This is a genomic window from Iamia sp. SCSIO 61187, assembly GCF_019443745.1.
Taxonomy (GTDB): Bacteria; Actinomycetota; Acidimicrobiia; order Acidimicrobiales; family Iamiaceae; genus Iamia.
On record NZ_CP050948.1, the window covers coordinates 1,887,466 to 1,905,107 of the forward strand.

Genomic DNA, 17,642 nt, shown 5'->3' on the forward strand with positions numbered 1-17,642 from the left:
GGCAGGGACGTCAGTCGCCGGGCTCGACGCCCAGGACGTCCTCGGCCTCCCGGGCCAGGTCCTCCTGGTCCCGGCCGTCCTCGGCCAGCTGCTCGGCGTAGGGGCGGAGGTCCCAGAAGAGGGTGCGACCGTCGGCGCTGACGATGGGCTCGCCCAGCAGCTCGTCGAACCCGGCCCGGATGCGTGCGTTGTTCTCGTCGTCGTAGCCGTAGCTGTCGACCCACACACCGTCGAAGCCCAGACCGATCAGGTACGGGAGCGATCCCACCTCGCCGAGCTCGTCGCGGACCTGGAGCTGCCAGTCGCCGTCGGGCCGGCCTTTCATGGCTCCGTAGCTCCACTTGAGCTTCCCGGGGGGCAGGTGGACCCATCCTCGGAGGTGGTCGTAGTCGAGCATCTCGCCGGGGGCCACCTCCTCGGGGAAGCGCATGATGGGGAACTGGAAGACGGCGCTCCCGTCGGGCATGGCCTCGTCGATCGCCGCGGCGTAGTCGGCGTCGGCGACCCACTCGGCGTCCTTGGCGTCGTAGTTGATGCCGGCACCGACGGCGCCGTCGGGGCGGAAGCGGACGTAGGACCCGTCCCACAGGACGAACCCGACCAGGGCGACGACGAGGGCGCTGCCGACGGCGGTGCGGGCCCACGAGCGGTCCCGGGCCGGGGTGGTCGCCATGCGGGCCCGGATCCGGCTCCACCCGACCTCGAGCCACGTCAGGGCGTAGACGAGCGAGCAGACGGCGATGAGCAGCGACATCCGGTTCCAGACCCGGACCTGGCTGAACCCCAGGAGGCTGAGCAGGATCGCCACGCCGCTGACGGTGGCGATGAGGAACCCGACGAGGGAGATGAGGGCGACGTCGTCGCGTAGGGACGCGCGGTCGTGGAGGGGCCGGCGGTCGCGGCGGCGGGTGCCCCACCCGCGGGTGAGGACGTGGATGACGGCCCCGACGAACCCGGCGGCGCCGAGGAGGCCGATGCTCTGACCCCCCTCGCTGGGGATCGGGCTGTTGCTCCGGATCTCGGCGAGGGGCTCGCCCAGCGGGCCGCGGTGGGAGGGGTCGGGCAGCAGCATCTCGCTGAGCTTGAGCCCGAACATCTCCTGCTCGACGACGTTCCGCCGGCCGGCCTCGGAGTTGGTGCCGTTGGCGGCGATGAACCGCAGCGTCGACGACATCCCGACGAAGAAGACGAGGGCGATGGCGACGATGGCCAGGCCGTGGACGGCGAGGGTGAGCGGCTCGCGCCGGCGGATGGCGGCCAGGCCGCCGGTGAAGGCGAGCAGGGTCATGGTGAAGGCCGTCGTCATCGTCTCGGACATGCCGAGCACGACGACCATGGCGGCGAAGACCAGGACGCGCCGGCCCCGCAGGTTGTGGCGGACGGTCCACCGGGCCCGGTCCCGCCAGCGACCCAGCCGCCCGGTCGCCGCCGGCGCACCGGCGGAGCCGGGGGGCGCGGGGTCGGGGTCGAGCAGGAACCGCTCGCGCCAGTGGATGACCCAGAGGATCACGACGATCGACAGGGGCACCCACCAGAACGAGGTGCGGAACAGGTGCCACTGGCTGTGGCCCAGGCGGAAGGGCAGCCACGTCAGGGCGGTCGACGCCACCAGGGCGAGGCCGACGGAGAACCGCAGGTGCCGGAGGGCGAGGAAGGCGGCCAGGGCGGCGACGCCGATGCCGACGAAGTAGTAGGTGTTCATCAGCAGCCCGGGGCTGTCGGTGAACACGCTCATGACCCGCAGGATGACCATCTGCCAGGTCTCGCCGCCGTGGGGGAAGTCGTAGAGCTGCTGGCCGACGGGGTAGCCGAGGTCGGGGTTGGTGGTCCACCAGCCCTGGTCGGCGGTGTTCTTGACCAGGTTGGTGATGAGCCGGGCGTCGTTGGTCGCGTTGAGCGGCACGCGCGGCGACAGGTCCCAGAGCCGGTAGGTGATCACGGCCCACAGCCACGGCACGCCGGCGGCCAGCAGGGCCTCGAGGCCGAGGCGCGGCCACCGGACCGGGAACAGGCGGTCGTCGGGCCGGGTCGGGGCGGCGCCGTCGGCATCGGGTCGCCCCCCCTCGCCGTCGTCGGGGCGGCCGTCGACGGCGTCCACGGGGACGTCCTCGCTGGTGGTCGTCATCGGTCCTCCGCGATCCTGCCTGCGCCACTCGCAGGCTCGCCGGCGTCGGGCGGCCGGGTGGCCGTCTCGGCCTGGTCGAGGGCGTCGGCGGTGGCCCGCTGGAGGCGGTTCACCTGGTCGCTGATCGGGGTGAGCTCCCAGGCGATGACCCGGCGGATCAGCCGCTTCACCAGGCTCACCCCCGGCCGGGCCGACACCGGGGCCGGGGCCGTGAGCGGACCGATGCGGCGCAGCGGGGCCGACAGGGCGGGCCCGGAGCCGTCGGAGCCGGCCCAGGTCCGGCCCGAGGCGGCACCCCCCCGGGCGGCGGTGGCCCTCTCCTCGATCTCGGCCTGGATCCGGGCCCGGTCGCCGTCGGCGGGCCAGGTGACGGGCGGGCGGTGGGTGGCGTCGCGGCCGATGGCGGCGGCCATGGCCCGGGCCAGGCCGGCGTTGTCCTCGACGAGCACGGACCCCTCCATGGCCTCCACCTGGTGGCCGAGGCCGCCCACGTTCGTGGCGATGACGGGCCGGCCGAACAGGGCGGCCCGCTCGGCGACGCTGGAGGACCAGATGTGGCGGTAGGGGAGGACGACGGTGTCGGCGGCCACGATCCAGCGGTCGAACATCTCGTCGCTGACGAACCCCAGGTGGAGGTGGACGCCCGGCTCCCGCCCGGCGATGGCCTCCAGCTCGGCCTTGTGGTCGCGGGCCTGCTGGTCGGTCACCCGGACGGAGCCGACGATGTCGAGCCGGGCCCCCTCGGCGCCGAGGCCGGCGAAGGCGCGCGCCGCCCGGTCGAAGCCCTTGTGGGGCTGGACGAAGCCGATGCAGAGGAAGACGTGCTCGTCGGCGGGGAGCCCGAGGCTGGCCCGGGCCCGGGCCCGGTCGGCGGTGGTGCGGGGTTCGAAGTCGACCCCGTGGTCGAAGAGGACGACCCGGTCGGCGGGGACCCGGAAGCCGTCGACGAGCTGGTCGCGCTGCTCCTCGGAGTGGACGGTGATGAGGTCGGCCCCGGCGAGGAGGAAGCGGGTGGCCCACGCCGTGGCCTCGTCGTGGGCCCAGCTGTGGTCGATCTCGTGGAGCCGGAGCTCGACGTGGGGGAGGGCCCGGAAGGCGGCGCCGTAGGCCAGGGCGGTGTCGATGCGGCTCCCGGCGGTCGGGGGGAGCCGGTAGATGACGTCGGGGTGGAAGTGCAGCACGACGCGGTCGAAGCGGCGCCCGAGGCGGGTGAGCAGGCGGGCGCCGGCCCGGCCGCGGAGGTCGCCGTGGTGGTGGGCGGCCGAGGGCCGGGGCGAGAGGACCTCGACGTGGTGGCCGGCCCGGCGCAGGCGTCGGACCTGCTGGAGGGCGTAGGCGCCGATGCCGTCCCGCCAGGGGGCGTAGGGGGTCACGACCAGGATCCGGTCGGTCGCGGCGGACGGTGGCGAGCTCACCGGCCGAACCACTCGTCGAGGGTGGCCTCCATGGCGTCGAGGGTGGTCGGCCAGGTGTAGTGGTCGAGCACGTACTGCCGGCCCGGGGCGGCGAGGGCGGCGGCCTGGTCCGGGGCCTCGGCGACGAAGCGGAGCGCCTGCTCGAGCTCGGCCGGGTCGGCGTAGGTGAGGCCGGCACCGGCGCGCTCGATGTGCCAGCGGACCACGTCGCTGGCCCCGTTGGCGATGACCGGCGTCCCTGCCAGCCACGCCTCCATGATCGTCCGGGAGAAGCTCTCGAGGGCCGAGGGCTGCACGTAGGCGCAGGCGGCGGCGAGCAGGTCGTCGCGGGTGCGGTCGTCGACGTAGCCGAGGTCGATGACCCGGTCGGCGACGTCCGGCGGCACGTCGATGACGCCCGACCCGAACGTCACCAGCGTGAGGTCGAGGTCCTCCTTGCGGACCGCCTCGGCGAACCCGTGGAGCAGGCCCTCCCAGCCCTTGGCCCCCTCGCGGCGGCCGCCGTAGAGGACGAAGGCTCGGTCCCCGAGGTCCAGCTCCCGCCGGACCCGGGCCGGGTCGTAGCCGGCGGGGACCTCGACGCCCTCGCCCACGATCCGGGTCTGCGGGGGCGGGGTGCTGATCCGGCGGTAGAGCTCGAGCTCGGGCTCGGTCTGGAGCCACACCCCGGCGGACCCGGTGAGGACGGGCTCGAACAGCTCCATGCGGGCGTAGGGCTCGTCGTGCAGGCAGGGCCGCAGGAGGGTCTGCTCGGGGGCGATCCCGGCGATGGCGAAGGTGGTCCAGAACGGGTACGGCGAGACCACCACGGCCTGGTAGCTCTCGGCGGTGTCGAGGACGTGGTGGAACAGCTCGGGCCACCGGGGCCCGTCGTTCATCCACGCCTCCTGCTCGCCGAGCGAGGGCATGTCCCCGGCCTGGAGGAGGGCCTCGACCCGGGCCCGCTCCTCGCCGGAGGTGTCCCTCACCACCGGGAAGCGGGTCACCCGCACCTCGGCGCCGGCGGCGGTGCGGTCCACCGCCGGGCCGGCGGGCTCCTCGTCGGCCCAGGTGAAGTGGTCGCGGGCGGTGGTCGTGAGGACGTCCACGGACCAGCCCCTGTCGGCCAGCCCGTGGGCGACCCGGCGGATGACGGCCTCGGCCCCGCCCACGACCTGGGCCCCGTACCTCGGGGGCACGAGGGCGATGCGACGGGCGTCCACGACCGTCGAACACTAGGGGCTGGAGGGTCCCCCGGATGAGCCGGCGGTCCGGGCCCGAGCCTCCGTGCCAGACTCGCCCGGTGGACGTGCTGGTCTGCTCCACCCAGGTCCCCCACATGCGCGGCGGTCTCGAGCTCCTGGTCGAGGGGTTGGTGCGCGCCCTGGGCGAGGCCGGCCACCGGGCCGAGGCGGTGCGCATCCCGGCGGCCTGGGACCGCGACCGCCTCCTCGACGCCCCGACGGCCTGGCGCATGGTCCCGCTCGACGCCGACGTGGTGATCCCCGTCAACTTCCCGGCCTACTTCGCCCGCCACCCCCGGAAGGTCGTGTGGCTGGCCCACCAGCACCGGGCCGCCTACGACGGGATCGACCAGCCCTGGTCCGACCTGGGGCTCGACGACACCAGCCTCGAGGTCCAGCGCCAGCTGGCCGAGTGGGACGCCACCGCCCTGGGGGAGGCCGTGGCCCGTTTCACCATCTCCGGCGTGGTCACGGATCGCATGGCCCGCTTCTGCGGGCTCGACAGCACGCCGGTGTACCACCCGCCCCCGCTGGCCGGTCGCCTCCGCCCCTCGCCGCTCGGCGACACCGTCGTCAGCGTGGGTCGGTTGGAGACGAACAAGCGGCCCGGCCTCCTGGTCGACGGGCTGGCCGCCGCGTCCCGGCCCATCCCCGGCGTCCTGGCCGGCACCGGGTCCCTGGCCGCCGAGCTGGCCGCCGCCGCCGAGGCCCGCCTGGCCCCGGGCCGGTTGACGATGCCGGGCTACGTCAGCGACGAGGTCTCGGTCGAGCTGTTCCACGACGCGCTCGCCGTGCTGTACGCGCCCTACGACGAGGACTACGGCTACGTGACCCTCGAGGCCTTCCTCGCCGGCAAGCCCGTCGTCACGACCCACGACGCCGGCGGTGTGCTCGAGTGGGTCGAGGACGGCGTGACCGGCCTCGTCACCGACGGCACGCCGGAGGGCCTGGGGGAGGCCTTCGACCGCCTCGACGCCGACCGGGACCTCGCCGCCCGGATGGGGGCGGCGGGCCGGGCCCGGGCCGAGGCCCTCGGGTGGGCCGAGGTGGTCGACCAGCTGCTCGCCCCGGTCTCGTGAGCCGCTCGTCCCCACCCGCGCCCCGGCCGGTCGTGGCCGTGGTCGCCGCCGGACCGGGGGCGACCGACCCGCTGCGCCCGCTGGTGCGGGCGCTGGCGAGCCACGTGGAGGTGCGCAGCGCCGACCGCTCGGCCACCCCGGCCGCCTACCTCGTCGCAGGGGCGGCCGCCCTCGGGACCGTCCCCGACGACGTCCCTGTGGCGGTGGCCGAGGACGGCCGCCTGGTCATCGGTCGGGGCGAGGGGGCCGTGGACGTCGATCTGCCCGCCGGGGTCGGGGTCGACAGCGCCGCCTGGCCCCCTGTCCCGCCCCACGTGCGGCGCCGGTGGCGGGCCCGCCTGGGGCTGGCCGACGACCTGGTCGTCGACGTGCGGGCCATCGATCCCGACGACGTCCCCACGGCGCTCACCGTGGCCGCCGCCGCCGTGGTCCCCGCCGCCCACCTGCCCCTCGCCCTGGCCCTCGGCTGTCCCGCCGTCACCACGGCGTCGGCCGCGGCCGCCGTGGGCGCCGTCGACGGGCTCCACGTCGTCGTGGGCGACCGGGCCGCGGCCGACGCCCTCGCCGGTGACGACCGCCGGTGCGCCCTCCTGTCCCGGCAGGGCCGGCACCTCGCCGTCACCGCCCTCGACCCGCGACGGGCGGCCGAGGCCCTGGTGCGGGGCTGGGACCTGGCGCCCACCGGGCCGGTGGCCCGGCTCGACCAGCGGCTGTCCGAGCTGGGCACGGCGCCGGCCAGCCCCGTGCGCCGCCGCGTCGCCGAGGCCGTGGCCGCGCTCCCCCCCGTCCCCGTCGCCCTCGGAGGTCCGTGACCGTGCACCCCGCCATCCGCCTCGCCAGCGCCACCCGCCTCGGCGCCCCGCCCGCCCCCGAGGGGGGCGACGTCCCGCCGGCGCCGGGCGCGGCCCAGCGGGCCAGGGCGCTGGTGCGACGGGCCGGTGGGGCGGTGCTCGACCGGGTGGGCGACCGGGCCGCGGCGGCCACCGCCGACCAGGTCGACCAGCTGCGGTCCGAGCTCGAGCAGACCCGGCGCGAGCTCCAGGCCGAGATCGAGCTGCTGCGGGCCGAGCTGGCCGCGACGGCCGGCGCCGGCCGCGACCCGGCCCCGCCGACCTGAGGTCGACGGGGCCGAGCGTCAGCCGACCCGGGCGGCGTACTCCGGCGAGGTGAAGATCGTGCTGATCAGCACGGCCAGGCCTTCCTTCTGCACCCGGTCCACCCACTTCATGTGGGACTCGGGGGTGATGGCCCGGTCGAGCATCACCTCGTAGACGAGGATCACGTCGACCACGACCCGGGAGCGGGTCCGGGACTCCGACGACTCGGAGAACATGGCCATGACGCCGCCCCGGCTCTGCTTGCGGGAGCGGATCTGGTCGACCCAGTAGGTGACGCCCGCCGGCTCGGCCTCCCGGTGGAGCACGTTGCGGTATACCATGCGGACGAACTCGCTGTCGGACAGCCCGCCGTAGGTGGAGCGGAACTCCGGCGAGCCGGTGAAGCGGTGCGAGACGGTCCGGATGCCCATGCCCCCGTCCATCTGGCCCCACCAGAAGCGGATGCCGGCGTGGTCGGGGATGCGCCCGAAGTACGCCAGGTAGAGGCGCACGACCGAGGCGCTGTAGCGGTCGACCCGGTCCTCACCGGCGAGGGCGGAGACGAGGGCGTTGCGGTTGGTGGACCCGCTGGCCAGGTTCGTCGTCCACCAGCGGCGCTCCTCGTAGGTGCCGGGGTCGCGTCGGAAGTCGTTGAACTGCCGCCACACCAGGTCGTCGCCGGACGAGAACGGGGTCCACGAGGCGGGGGGCGGCGGCGGGGGAGGAGGGGGCGGAGGGGGAGGAGGCGGTGGTGGGGTGCTGGTGGTCGTGTAGCCGGCGACGGCCTCGCGGAGGGCCGGCAGCCGGGAGATCACGTTGGCGCCGGGGCAGGCGGTGTAGCCCGTCGCCGCGTGGGGGTTGATGATCGGCAGGGTCACCGAGCGCCCGGCGGGGTACCGGGCGCTGCCCCCGCTGGTGACCGTCGTCGTCCCCCGGGGGTCGAGCCCGTGCAGCGAGAGCTTCCAGGCCAGCAACCGGGCCGTGGCGTCCATCATGGCCGTGGTCGGCTGGGCCGACGCGGGCGCCTCGCCGGGCTCGAACTGGCCCAGGAGGGTCACCCCCACGCTGCCGGTGTTGAAGCCCATGGCGTGACCGCCGACGACCGGCTGGGCCACGTCGCCCGACCGGCCCTGCCAGATGGTGCCGAACTTGTCGACCACGAAGTTGTAGGCGAGGTCGCACCAGCCCTTGGTGCCGGTGTGGTAGCGGTACATGCCGTCGATGATCCCCGGCACCTGGGCGGCCGTGTAGCTGTTGGCGCTGGCGGTGTGGTGGACCACGGCGTGCTTCAGGCTGGAGGCGACGGACGGCACGCTGCCGCACCCGCTGGTGCCGGACTTCCAGCCGCCCGACGCCCAGTCGCTGCGGGGCCGGATGGCGGGCCGGGCGGCGGACTGGGCCGCCGTGCGGGCCTCGGGCTCGGCCTCGACGGTCCGCATCGGACCCTCCTGGTACCGCATGCGGAGGGCCTCCAGCGCGACCAGCGGCCCGACGTCGACGCGGACCTCCACGGCGTCGGCACCGGCGGACCCCAGCCAGACGACGTCGGTCCCGACCCGCCCGTTGCCGGGGTCGCCCCCCTCGGAGAGGTCGGGGGTGATCGTGGTCCACGGCGTCCAGCCCTCGGGCCCCCGGCTGCGCAGCGAGACGGTGCCGTCGGGCGCGCTGCGCGTGCCGTCCCACGAGAGGGCGACCATCTCGGTGCCGGGCATGAGGTCGACGGTGGTGGTCCAGCCGGTCGTGCCGGCGGGGGCGGCGGGCTCGGTGGTCGACGGGGTCGCGGGGACGTCCGCGCCCGAGAGCACGACCTCGGAGCTCTCCATGGTGCCCTTGCCGGCGACGGTGGTCGTCGTCGGCGCCACCGGCTCGGCCGTGGTCGCCGGGGCGGGGGCGGCGGTGGCCGCGGTGGCGCCGAGGCCGAGGGCCAGGGCGGTCAGCAGGGCGGCGGCACGAGGGCGGCGGGGGGGAGCGCTGGTCGTGGGCACCCTCCCCGCGTCGGACGGATGGTCACTACATGTGAGGAAATGCCCACAGAGAGCATTGCGATGTCATGACGGACTGAGAGCGTCACCGCTCTGACCAGGGATTTCGCCGCCCCGTCGCGTCGGGTGGCCGTCGGCTCGCGGACAGTAGTCGGCGGTCGATGGCCGCTCGCGGATGCTGATCCGCCGTCTCCGTGACGGCACCGACGGTTCGTTAGGGTGCGCGGCGATGGTCGCTGCGGGATCGCTCCTCACCGTCGCGCTCGACGTGACGAGCCTGATCGGGCCCCGCACGGGGGTCGGCGCCCTGACCGGCCGCCTGGTCGAGGGGCTGGCCGACCGGAGCGACGTGGCCGTCCGCGCCTTCGCCGTGACGTGGAGCGGTCGGGGTGGGCTCGTCCACGACCTGCCCTCGGGTGTCGTGCTGGCGTCGCGGCCCATGGCCGCCCGACCGCTGCGGTGGGCCTGGGGTCGCTCCACCAGCCCGGCCATCGAGGGGTGGACCGGCCCGGTCGACGTCGTCCACGGGCCCAACTTCGTGGTCCCCCCGGCCCGGCGGGCGGCCCGCGTCGTCACCGTGCACGACCTCACCGCCTGGCGGTTCCCCGAGCTGGTCGACCGCAGCACCGCGGCCTACCCCCACCTGGTGGCCAAGGCGGTCGCCGACGGGGCGTGGGTCCACGCCCCGAGCCGCTTCGTCGCCGGGGAGCTGGCCGACATCTTGGGCCTCGACCCCGCCCGCGTGGTGGCCGTGTCGAACGGTGCCCCCGACCTCGGCCCCGACACCCCGGGCCGTGACGCCGCCACCGGACGCCGGCGGGCCGGGGCCGAGCGCTACGTCCTCGCCGTGGGGACCGTCGAGCCCCGCAAGGACCTGCCCGGCCTCGTCGCCGCCTTCGACGCCGTCGCCGACGACGACGCCGAGGTGCGCCTCGTCCTGGCCGGGCCCGACGGGTGGGGCGTCGACGCCCTGGCCGAGGCGGTGAACCAGGCCCGCCACCGGGACCGCATCGTGCGGTTGGGCTGGGTCGACGACGACGAGCGGGCCGGGCTCCTACGGGGGGCGACGGTGGTGGCGTACCCCTCGGTGTACGAGGGCTTCGGCCTGGTGCCGCTCGAGGCCATGGCTGCGGGCGTGCCGGTCGTCAGCACCCGGGCCGGTGCCATCCCCGAGGTGGTGGGCGACGCCGCCGAGCTGGTCGACGTGGGCGACGTGGACGCTCTGGCCGAGGCCCTGGCCCGGCTGCTGTCGGACGAGGGCCGGCGGGCCGAGCTCGTCGCCGCCGGCCACCTGCGTCGGGCCCGGTTCCGCTGGGACACCACCGTCGAGGAGATCGTCGCCCTCTACCGCCGGGCCGCCGCGGCTCGGTAGAGGGGGTGGCAGGGTTGTCGGGTGGCCCACGACCCGACGACCTTCGCCGGGTCGGCGCCGCACTACCTTCGGGGGCGACCGCCCTACTCGGCCGACCTGGTCGAGGTACTGCAGTGGGAGCTGGGGCTCGACGGCACCGGCCTCCTCGTTGACATCGGCAGCGGGCCGGGCACCCTGGCGGTCCCGCTCGCCCCGCTCTTCGGCTCGGCGATCGCCATCGATCCCGACCACGACATGCTCGTCGAGGCCGGCCACCACGCCGCCGCGTCCGGCGTGCGCCGGCTGGGCCGCATCCGGGCCCTGGCCGAGGCGCTCCCCGTCCGGCCCCCGATCCGGTGCGCCACCTTCGGGGCGTCGTTCCACCGCACGGCGGGTGCGCCCGTCCTCGAGGCCTTGCACGACCTGCTCGAACCCGGCGGCGCCGTCGTCCTGCTGGCCCACGACGGCGGGACCGGTCCCCGTCCCGTCGGCCCGGGCGACCCGCCGATCCCGCACGATGCCATCGACGAGCTGCTGGCGCGGTACCTCGGGCCGCGGCGGCGGATGGGTCAGGGCTTCAGTCCGCTCGTCCCCGCCGACCGCTTCGAGGATGTCCTGCCGCGCACCTCGTTCGGTCCGCCGCAGCGGATCGTGGCGCGCGGCCGAGGGGACATCACCCGTGACGTCGACGGGGTCATCTCCGGCTACCTGTCGATGTCGTACGCCGCGCCGCACCTTTTCGGCGACCGGCTCGGCGCCTTCGTCGCCGACCTCCGGGCCCTGCTGGAGCCGCTCACGCCGACCGGCCGGTTCTGGGACTGGCCGGGCGACACCGATATCGTGATCGGCCGCAAGCGGCGCTGAGCGACGCCGGCCGCGATCAGAACAGCTTGAGGACGTTGGACTCGATGCCGCGCAGCTCGTCGTAGTCGACCTCGACCCAGGTGAGGCCCCGATCGGTGGCGAGCACCTTGGCCTGGGGCTTGATCTGCTGGGCGACGAACAGGCCCCGCACGGTGCCGTGGCGGGCGTCCCGGCGCAGGAACTCGACGTAGCGGGTGAGCTGCTCGACACCGTCGATGTCGCCCCGCCGCTTGACCTCCACCGCCACCGTGCACCCGTCGGCGCCCTTGCACAGGAGGTCGACGGGCCCGATGTCGGTCATGTGCTCGCGCCGGATCAGGACCATGCCCTCCTCCATCGAGTGCGGGTGCTCGGCCAGCAGCACCTGGAGGTGCGCCTCGACGCCGTCCTTCTGCAACCCCGGGTCGACGCCCAGCGGCCAGTCGGTGTCGGACAGGACCTCGCCGAGGGTGATGGTGAGGGTCTCGCCCTTGGGGTTCGTCACGACCCACGCCCCGTCCCCCTCGACCAGCCGGTTGGGGGCGTTCATCCAGTTCAGGGGCTTGTACGCCCCGCCGTCGGCGTGGATGGCGACGCACCCGTCGGCCTTCACCATGATCAGCCGGGTGGCCATGGGCAGGTGGGCGTCGAGGCGGCCGGCGTAGTCGACCTGGCAGCGGGCGATCACGAGGCGCATGGGGCCCCGATCGTAGGAGGCATCTTCGTCCCGTCCCACCATCACATCGTGGCCGGCTCCCCGGCGCGGCCAACGGCCACCGGAGGCCGCCGCGGCGTGCGCCGGGCTGGTCGGCCAGGCTCGACGCTAGCTGCGCGACCGGGGTGCCCGCGAGAGGTGTTGGGTCACTCCAAACCCTTGTGGGGACTGGGTTTGCGTCGGCTTGACTGTCACACCCCTGGCGTAGGGTCGGGGGCATGGAGACGGTGTGCGATCCGACGAGGGCGGAGGCGCTCGCGGCTGCCATCGCGGCGGTCGACACCCTCCAGCGGGTCGGGGTGGCCCCGGACGATGTCGCCGAGGCCCGGGCCCTGACCGTCGGGGTGGAGACCCTGGGCCGCAAGGTCCAGTCCGTCCAGATCGACCTGGTGGCCGAGATCGAGCGCAGCGGGTTCCATGCCGGCGACGGGCATGCGTCGGCCAAGGTGATGGTCCGCCATCACGCCAACCTCTCGACCCGGGAGGCGGCCCGGCGGGCCGCGTGTGCCAAGGCCCTCCGGTCCCTGCCCACCGTCGGGGCCGCGTTCGCCGAGGGGGCGATCGGTCGCTGCCAGGTCGAGCGGATCGCTCGCGCTCATGCCAACCCGCGGGTGCGTTCCGCGGTGGAGGCCAACGAGGCCTCCTTCGCCACCGAAGCCCAGACCAACACGTACCGGGTCTTCGATCAGAAGGTCCGGGAGTGGGTGAGCCTCGTCGACGAGGACGGCACCCGCGACCGCGACCAGGCCGCCCACGACAAGCGCGACGCCCGGCTGCACCAGAACTTCGACGGCGGCTGGGAGATCACCGGGCGGTGTGGTTCGTTGGTCGGGGCCGAGCTGTGGTCGATCTTCCAGGCCCAGCTCAAGGCCGAGACCCTCGCTGATTGGGACAAGGCCCGCGCCGAGCACGGCGACGCCGCCACCACCGCCGACCTGCCCCGCACCGACGCCCAGCGGCGCTTCGACGCCCTCGAGGAGATCTTCCGCTCCGCCGCCGCCCACCACGCATCTGAGGGCGGGTCCCAGGTGGTGACCAACGTGGTCATCGACCAACCCACCTTCGAACACATCGCCGCCCGCCTCGCCGGCATCGACCCCACCCCCGTCGACGACGCCCGGGCCACCTTCCCCGCTGCGGGGCGGCGGTGCTCCACCCTCGACGGCCACCCCATCGAACCCACCGCCGCCGTCGCCAACGCCCTCATCGGCCACGTCCGCCGGGTGGTCGTCGGGTCCGACTCCGTCGTCATCGACCTCGGCCGCAAGAGCCGCCTCTTCACCGGCCCCGCCGCCCTCGCCGTCAAGCTCTCATCGACCACCTGCTACTGGCCCGGATGCCACGTCCCGGTCACCGACTGCCAGAGCGACCACCTCACCCCCTGGAGCACCGGCCGCACCGGCGAAGGCGGAGGAAGTACCAACCCCCGCAACGGGGGACCCGCCTGCGGGAGGCACAACCGACTCCGCACCCACGGCTACACCACCTGGCGCGACCCCACCGGCACCTGGCACATCACCCGCCCCGACGGCACCGAGATCACCTGACCCTGCCGCTCCAGCGGAGGGCGGACCTCGGGGTCGGCTGGAGCCGGAGGACCTGCAGGGGCACAGCATCGACCGGCGGGTGGGGTCCGATGGCCACGGTCACCTCCTCGTCGCGGACGGGGAGGGCGGGGAAGTCGTTGACCTCGTGGGCCGTGACCAGGTGGGAGCCGGCCAGCTTGACGGTGCCCGGCCACACCGTGACGACGACCTCGGCTGCGGGGGCCTCCGTCGTCCCGACCGGCGAGCGGGATGTGGTGGCGGGAGGCTCCCACCCTGCCGCCGGGCGGAGGAGGAGCACGTCGTCGGAGTCGATCATCATGGCGACGGCCTCGGGGCCGTGGTCCCGCCACGCCGGGGCAGGGGCGAGGTAGAAGGCCTCGAGGGCCCGCCGGCGGACCTCCATGTCGGGGAAGGCCCGCAGCCAGACGTACCGGTCGGGGTCGTCGAGGTCCCGGAGCTGGCCGAGCACGGACATGCCCAGCTCCTCCTGCGACTCGACGAAGCAGGTGTCGAACAGGTCGACGAAGCGGTCGCGGGTGCCGGGGCGCAGCGTGTACTGGCGGAGCTCGACGATCACGACGCCTCCTCGAGCGGGCGGAAGGCCATCTCCCAGTCCCACACCCAGGTCCGACCCCCGTCGTCGGACAGCTCCTGGAGCCACCGGGGTCGCTCGCCCGCGGTGTCGGACCAGATGAAGCGGGCGAGGAGGTCGTCCTCGGCGCCGACGAACGTGCCCACCCCGTCGGGCCCGAAGCGGCCGTGGACCGGCGGCTCGAGGCGGCCCCGCGTGCTGCTGATCCACCAGATGGACCAGGTCCCGGTCGCCGCCTCCCGCGCCCGGAACGTCATCCCGGCCGCACCGTCGGGCAGGCCGACCTCGTCGACGCTGACCGCCCCGTCCAGGTAGGTGCTGCCGTGGTGGCGGGTGGTGAAGCGTTCCTCGCCCCCGCCCACCCGGGCCCGGCGGTGGTGGTCGACCTCGAGCTCTCGGGCGAGGAAGGCGAACTCCCCGACCGGCGGTGGGGCCGGGTCGGGCTCGGGGCGCCGGGCCATCTCCATCGTCCAGTCGACCTCCCAGGTCCGCCCGCCGTCGCGGGATCGGCTCTGCTCCCAGCGGGCCGAGGCCCCTGACGGTGCGGCCACATCGTCGGCGCACAGCGACCCGTCGGCCTCGACGCCGACGAGACGGGCCCGACCGTCGTCCCACCGACCGCGCAGGGGCAGCCCCAGCCGGCCCGTCGCGGCGTCGACCCACCACATCGACCAGGTGCCATCCGGCTCGCGCACCTTCAGCGACACGCCGAGCGGACCGTCGGCGGAGCGAACCTCGGCGACGTCGGCCGTGCCGCCCAGGAGCCGACGCGCCCGGATCGTGCCCGCCGTCTCGACCCGACCACCGGAGGCGTCCCGGCGCCGGTGCACGACGTCGAGGGTGCCATCCAGGTAGGCGAAGTCGCTGATCATGTCGCGATCCTCCGCCCCAACCCTGACACGACCTGGCAGTGTTCCGCGCGAACCTGGGCCCGTGCCCGGGGACGTGAAGGCTGCCCGCCTGCTGTCGCTCCTCCTGCTGCTGCAGGCGCGCGGGCGGATGTCGGCGCCCGCGCTCGCCCGCGAGCTCGAGGTCTCGGTCCGCACCGTGTACCGGGACGTCGATGCCCTCGTCGCGGCGGGCATCCCGCTGTGGTCGGAGGCAGGCCGGGCCGGCGGCTACCGGCTCGTCGACGGGTACCGCACCCGTCTCACGGGCATGACCGCGGCCGAGGCCGACGCCCTGTTCCTCGTCGGCCTGCCCGGCCCGGCCGCCGCCCTCGGGCTGACCGCCGAGGCGGTGGCGGCCGAGCGCAAGCTGCTCGCCGCCCTGACGCCCGACCAGCAGGAGCGGGCCGGGCGGCTGCGGGACCGCTTCCACCTCGACGCGCCCGCCTGGTACGCCGACGTCGAGGACCCGCCCCACCTCGCCGCCCTGGCCGAGGCGGTCCTCCACGATCGGCGGGTCGCGGTGACCTACCGGCGGTGGGAGGAGCCCCGCGACGTGGCCCGCACGCTCGACCCCCACGGCCTCGTCCTCAAGGCCGGCGTCTGGTACGTCGTGGCCCGGGCCCACGACCCCCGCTCCCGGCGCCGACCCCGGCCCGAGGACCTCCGCCCCTACCGCGCCTCGAACGTCCTCACCCTCGAGCCAACCGACGTGACCTTCACCCGGGTCGCCGGGTTCTCCTTGGCGGCGCGGTGGCAGCAGCACCTGGCCGACCTCGACGCCCGCCGCCTGGTGGGCACGGCGACGGTGCGGGTGTCGGCCGGGCTGCGGGACCGCCTCCCGGACCACCCGTCGCACCCGCTCACCGCCGCCATCCGGGCCGTCGACGCGCCTCCCGGAGACGTCGTCGTCGACCTCCCGGTCGAGTCGATCGGCCGGGCCGCCGCCGACCTCGTGGTGTTCGGCGGTGCCGTGGAGGTGCTCGCCCCCGCTGAGCTGCGCGCCGCGCTGGCCGCCCTCGCCGGCGAGGTCGCCGCCCTCTACGCCGAGGGCTGAGGCTCGGGGCGACCCCGGCGACGCTCCCGCACCCTCGCGGCCACCCGGGACCGGAGCGACGGCCGCTGGCGCGCCGCCAGGCGGGCGGCGATGACCTCGCGCCGCTGCTGGAGCTCGCGGTGGGTGAGGGCGTCGGTGCCGTCGTCGACGCCGTACAGGGCCCGCACCCCGCCCATGTCCAGGTTCCACGAGGACTCGTCCACGCCCACCTCGGTCGCGATGACCGAGCCGTGGCGGGTGGCGAAGTAGGTGGCGATGTGGGCGATCTCGGCGAACAGGTCGAGGTCGGGGGCCAAGGTCGCGATGGCGCCGTCGAGGAAGACCATGTTCTTGACGAACAGCATCAGCTCCTTGGGGAGCTTGGCGCCGTAGCCCAGCAGGCCCTTCAGCGTCTGCTGGATCTCGGCCGTGAGCTGCTCGGGCGTGAGGGTGGTGGGGTCGACGACGGGCCGGTCGAGCCCCAGGTCGACGATGACGGCGTCGAGGTCGACGTCGGGCGGGAGGGCGCCGAGGTCGCGGATGGCCGCCAGCTGGCCCCGCACGTCGTTCATGGTCGCCCCGACGAGCAGGCGCAGGAAGGCCTGGCGGCGCTGCTCGCCCATGCGCCCGGTGATGCCGAAGTCGAGCAGGGCCGTGCGCCCGTCGGGCAGGACGAAGAGGTTCCCGGCGTGGAGGTCGCCGTGGAAGATGCCGTGGAGCATGGCCCCCTCGAGGAAGCCGATCATCCCCGACCGCACGACCTGCTCGGTGTCGATGTCGGCCGCCTTCATCCCCTCCAGGTCCTCGAAGGCGAAGCCGGCGAGCCGCTCCATCACCAGCACCCGGCGGGTCACGAGGGTGGGGTGGGGCCGGGGCACGACGAAGGCGACCTGCCCCAGCTCGGCGAAGACCCGGGCCACCTCGAGCATGTTGTCGCCCTCGAGGCGGAAGTCGAGCTCCTCGGTGATCGTCTCGCCGAACAGCTCGACCAGGGCCGGGGGGTTGGCCAGGGCGGCGACGGGGATCCGGCCGACGAGCTTGGGCGCGATGGAGGCCATGACCCGCAGGTCGGCCTCGACCAGCTGGGCGATCCGCGGCCGCTGGACCTTCACCACCACCTCGACGGGCTCGCCGCCCGGCTCGGTGGGGTGCAGGGCGGCCGAGTGGACCTGGGCGATGGAGGCGGCGGCGAGGGGCCGCCGGTCGAAGCGGGCGAACACCTCGTCGAGGGGCCGGCCCAGGTCGGCCTCGACCGCCTCCCGCACGGTGGCGAAGGGCTCGGGCGGCACCTGGTCCCGGCACCGGCGCATCTCGGCCACGAGCTCGGCGGGGAAGAGGCCCTCGCCGCTGGCGATGATCTGGCCGAGCTTGATGTAGGTGGGGCCCAGGGCCTCGGCGGCGAGCCGGAGCCGGCGGGCCAGGTCCTGGCGGGACGCGGTGCCGCCCTGGCGCCGGGCGCCGACGGCCCACAGGCCCAGCGCCGGGGCCAGGTGGGCCGCGACCCGCACCAGACGGCCCAGCGGGGGCAGGCGGGAGGGGCGGACGAGGTCCGGGAGGCGGCGCCGGATCCGGGCCCGCTCGGCCGGCACCGCGTCCCGCCACGGCAGGTGGAGGGGGACGACCCAGGGGCCGGTGGCGGTGAAGGTGCCCCGGGCCAGATCGGGGGAGGGGTCCGGCGCGGTCACCGGTCGAGTCTGGCCCCTCGGGCGCCCCACCTCCACGCGGAGCGATCGGGCGACGAGCCGGGTGC

Annotated in this window: 15 protein-coding genes; 7 read left to right on the forward strand and 8 right to left on the reverse strand. The window is 75.1% G+C overall.

Annotated elements, in window-relative coordinates; genetic code table 11:
• Window positions 1-10: 10 nt before the first annotated feature.
• The 3 genes from HC251_RS09130 to HC251_RS09140 are packed head-to-tail and all read right to left on the reverse strand — an operon-like array spanning window position 11 to window position 4,742.
• Window positions 11-2,125, reverse strand: a complete 2,115-nt coding sequence (locus tag HC251_RS09130) for a hypothetical protein (protein WP_219944987.1) — start codon at window positions 2,123-2,125, stop codon at window positions 11-13.
• Entirely contained in the window at window positions 2,122-3,540 is a 1,419-nt protein-coding gene (locus tag HC251_RS09135) for a glycosyltransferase family 4 protein (RefSeq protein WP_219944988.1), read from the reverse strand. The genes HC251_RS09130 and HC251_RS09135 overlap by 4 nt, the downstream gene beginning before the upstream one ends.
• Window positions 3,537-4,742: a glycosyltransferase family 4 protein gene (locus HC251_RS09140; protein WP_219944989.1), complete on the reverse strand. Its 1,206-nt coding sequence runs from the start codon at window positions 4,740-4,742 to the stop codon at window positions 3,537-3,539. Before HC251_RS09140 ends, HC251_RS09135 begins: the two co-directional genes overlap by 4 nt.
• An 80-nt stretch (window positions 4,743-4,822) precedes the next feature.
• Here HC251_RS09140 and HC251_RS09145 point away from each other — a divergent pair, with 80 nt between their 5' ends.
• From HC251_RS09145 to HC251_RS09155, 3 genes are read left to right on the forward strand one after another with little or no spacing between them, the layout of a single operon-like run.
• On the forward strand, window positions 4,823-5,842 hold the full coding sequence (locus HC251_RS09145; RefSeq protein ID WP_219944990.1) for a glycosyltransferase family 4 protein: 1,020 nt from the start codon (window positions 4,823-4,825) through the stop codon (window positions 5,840-5,842).
• Entirely contained in the window at window positions 5,839-6,654 is an 816-nt protein-coding gene (locus tag HC251_RS09150; protein ID WP_219944991.1) for a hypothetical protein, read from the forward strand. The genes HC251_RS09145 and HC251_RS09150 overlap by 4 nt, the downstream gene beginning before the upstream one ends.
• On the forward strand, window positions 6,651-6,959 hold the full coding sequence (locus HC251_RS09155) for a hypothetical protein (protein WP_219944992.1): 309 nt from the start codon (window positions 6,651-6,653) through the stop codon (window positions 6,957-6,959). Before HC251_RS09150 ends, HC251_RS09155 begins: the two co-directional genes overlap by 4 nt.
• Window positions 6,960-6,977: 18 nt before the next feature.
• Here the strand turns inward: HC251_RS09155 and HC251_RS09160 are convergent, their stop codons facing one another.
• Entirely contained in the window at window positions 6,978-8,924 is a 1,947-nt protein-coding gene (locus tag HC251_RS09160; protein ID WP_219944993.1) for a DUF4214 domain-containing protein, read from the reverse strand.
• Between the two features lie 226 nt (window positions 8,925-9,150).
• Between HC251_RS09160 and HC251_RS09165 the strand changes: the two genes are divergently transcribed.
• Both HC251_RS09165 and HC251_RS09170 read left to right on the forward strand, forming a co-directional pair.
• Window positions 9,151-10,293, forward strand: coding sequence for a glycosyltransferase family 1 protein (locus HC251_RS09165; protein WP_219944994.1), 1,143 nt, complete (start codon window positions 9,151-9,153; stop codon window positions 10,291-10,293).
• A 21-nt stretch (window positions 10,294-10,314) separates the two neighbouring features.
• Window positions 10,315-11,136, forward strand: a complete 822-nt coding sequence (locus HC251_RS09170; protein WP_219944995.1) for a class I SAM-dependent methyltransferase — start codon at window positions 10,315-10,317, stop codon at window positions 11,134-11,136.
• A 16-nt stretch (window positions 11,137-11,152) separates the two neighbouring features.
• Here HC251_RS09170 and nucS read toward each other — a convergent pair whose 3' ends face one another.
• Window positions 11,153-11,812, reverse strand: a complete 660-nt coding sequence (gene nucS / locus HC251_RS09175; protein ID WP_219944996.1) for an endonuclease NucS — start codon at window positions 11,810-11,812, stop codon at window positions 11,153-11,155.
• A gap of 236 nt (window positions 11,813-12,048) precedes the next feature.
• Here nucS and HC251_RS09180 point away from each other — a divergent pair, with 236 nt between their 5' ends.
• Window positions 12,049-13,377 carry an HNH endonuclease signature motif containing protein gene (locus tag HC251_RS09180; RefSeq protein WP_219944997.1) on the forward strand — a complete coding sequence of 443 codons (1,329 nt, stop codon included), beginning with the start codon at window positions 12,049-12,051 and terminating at the stop codon, window positions 13,375-13,377.
• Here HC251_RS09180 and HC251_RS09185 read toward each other — a convergent pair.
• Both HC251_RS09185 and HC251_RS09190 read right to left on the reverse strand, forming a co-directional pair.
• Window positions 13,370-13,954, reverse strand: coding sequence for an NIPSNAP family protein (locus HC251_RS09185; RefSeq protein WP_219944998.1), 585 nt, complete (start codon window positions 13,952-13,954; stop codon window positions 13,370-13,372). The two genes, HC251_RS09180 and HC251_RS09185, sit on opposite strands and share 8 nt — an antisense overlap.
• A complete protein-coding gene (locus HC251_RS09190; protein WP_219944999.1) occupies window positions 13,951-14,841 on the reverse strand; it encodes a hypothetical protein in 891 nt (296 codons plus the stop codon). The genes HC251_RS09185 and HC251_RS09190 overlap by 4 nt, the downstream gene beginning before the upstream one ends.
• 61 nt (window positions 14,842-14,902) lie before the next feature.
• Here HC251_RS09190 and HC251_RS09195 point away from each other — a divergent pair, with 61 nt between their 5' ends.
• Window positions 14,903-15,913, forward strand: coding sequence for a YafY family protein (locus HC251_RS09195; RefSeq protein ID WP_219945000.1), 1,011 nt, complete (start codon window positions 14,903-14,905; stop codon window positions 15,911-15,913).
• On the opposite strand, the gene HC251_RS09200 is transcribed toward HC251_RS09195, so the two are convergent.
• The gene (locus tag HC251_RS09200; protein ID WP_255566650.1) at window positions 15,898-17,577 is read right to left on the reverse strand and encodes an AarF/ABC1/UbiB kinase family protein; all 1,680 of its coding nucleotides are present in this window, start codon (window positions 17,575-17,577) and stop codon (window positions 15,898-15,900) included. The two genes, HC251_RS09195 and HC251_RS09200, sit on opposite strands and share 16 nt — an antisense overlap.
• Window positions 17,578-17,642: the final 65 nt, after the last annotated feature.

Bases quoted from the DNA above. Each gene is read 5' to 3' on its own strand.
- HC251_RS09130 (WP_219944987.1), bottom strand. From the start codon at position 2,125: ATGACGACCACCAGCGAGGACGTCCCCGTGGACGCCGTCGACGGCCGC.
- HC251_RS09165 (WP_219944994.1), top strand. From the start codon at position 9,151: ATGGTCGCTGCGGGATCGCTCCTCACCGTCGCGCTCGACGTGACGAGC.
- nucS (WP_219944996.1), bottom strand. From the start codon at position 11,812: ATGCGCCTCGTGATCGCCCGCTGCCAGGTCGACTACGCCGGCCGCCTC.
- HC251_RS09180 (WP_219944997.1), top strand. From the start codon at position 12,049: ATGGAGACGGTGTGCGATCCGACGAGGGCGGAGGCGCTCGCGGCTGCC.
- HC251_RS09190 (WP_219944999.1), bottom strand. From the start codon at position 14,841: ATGATCAGCGACTTCGCCTACCTGGATGGCACCCTCGACGTCGTGCAC.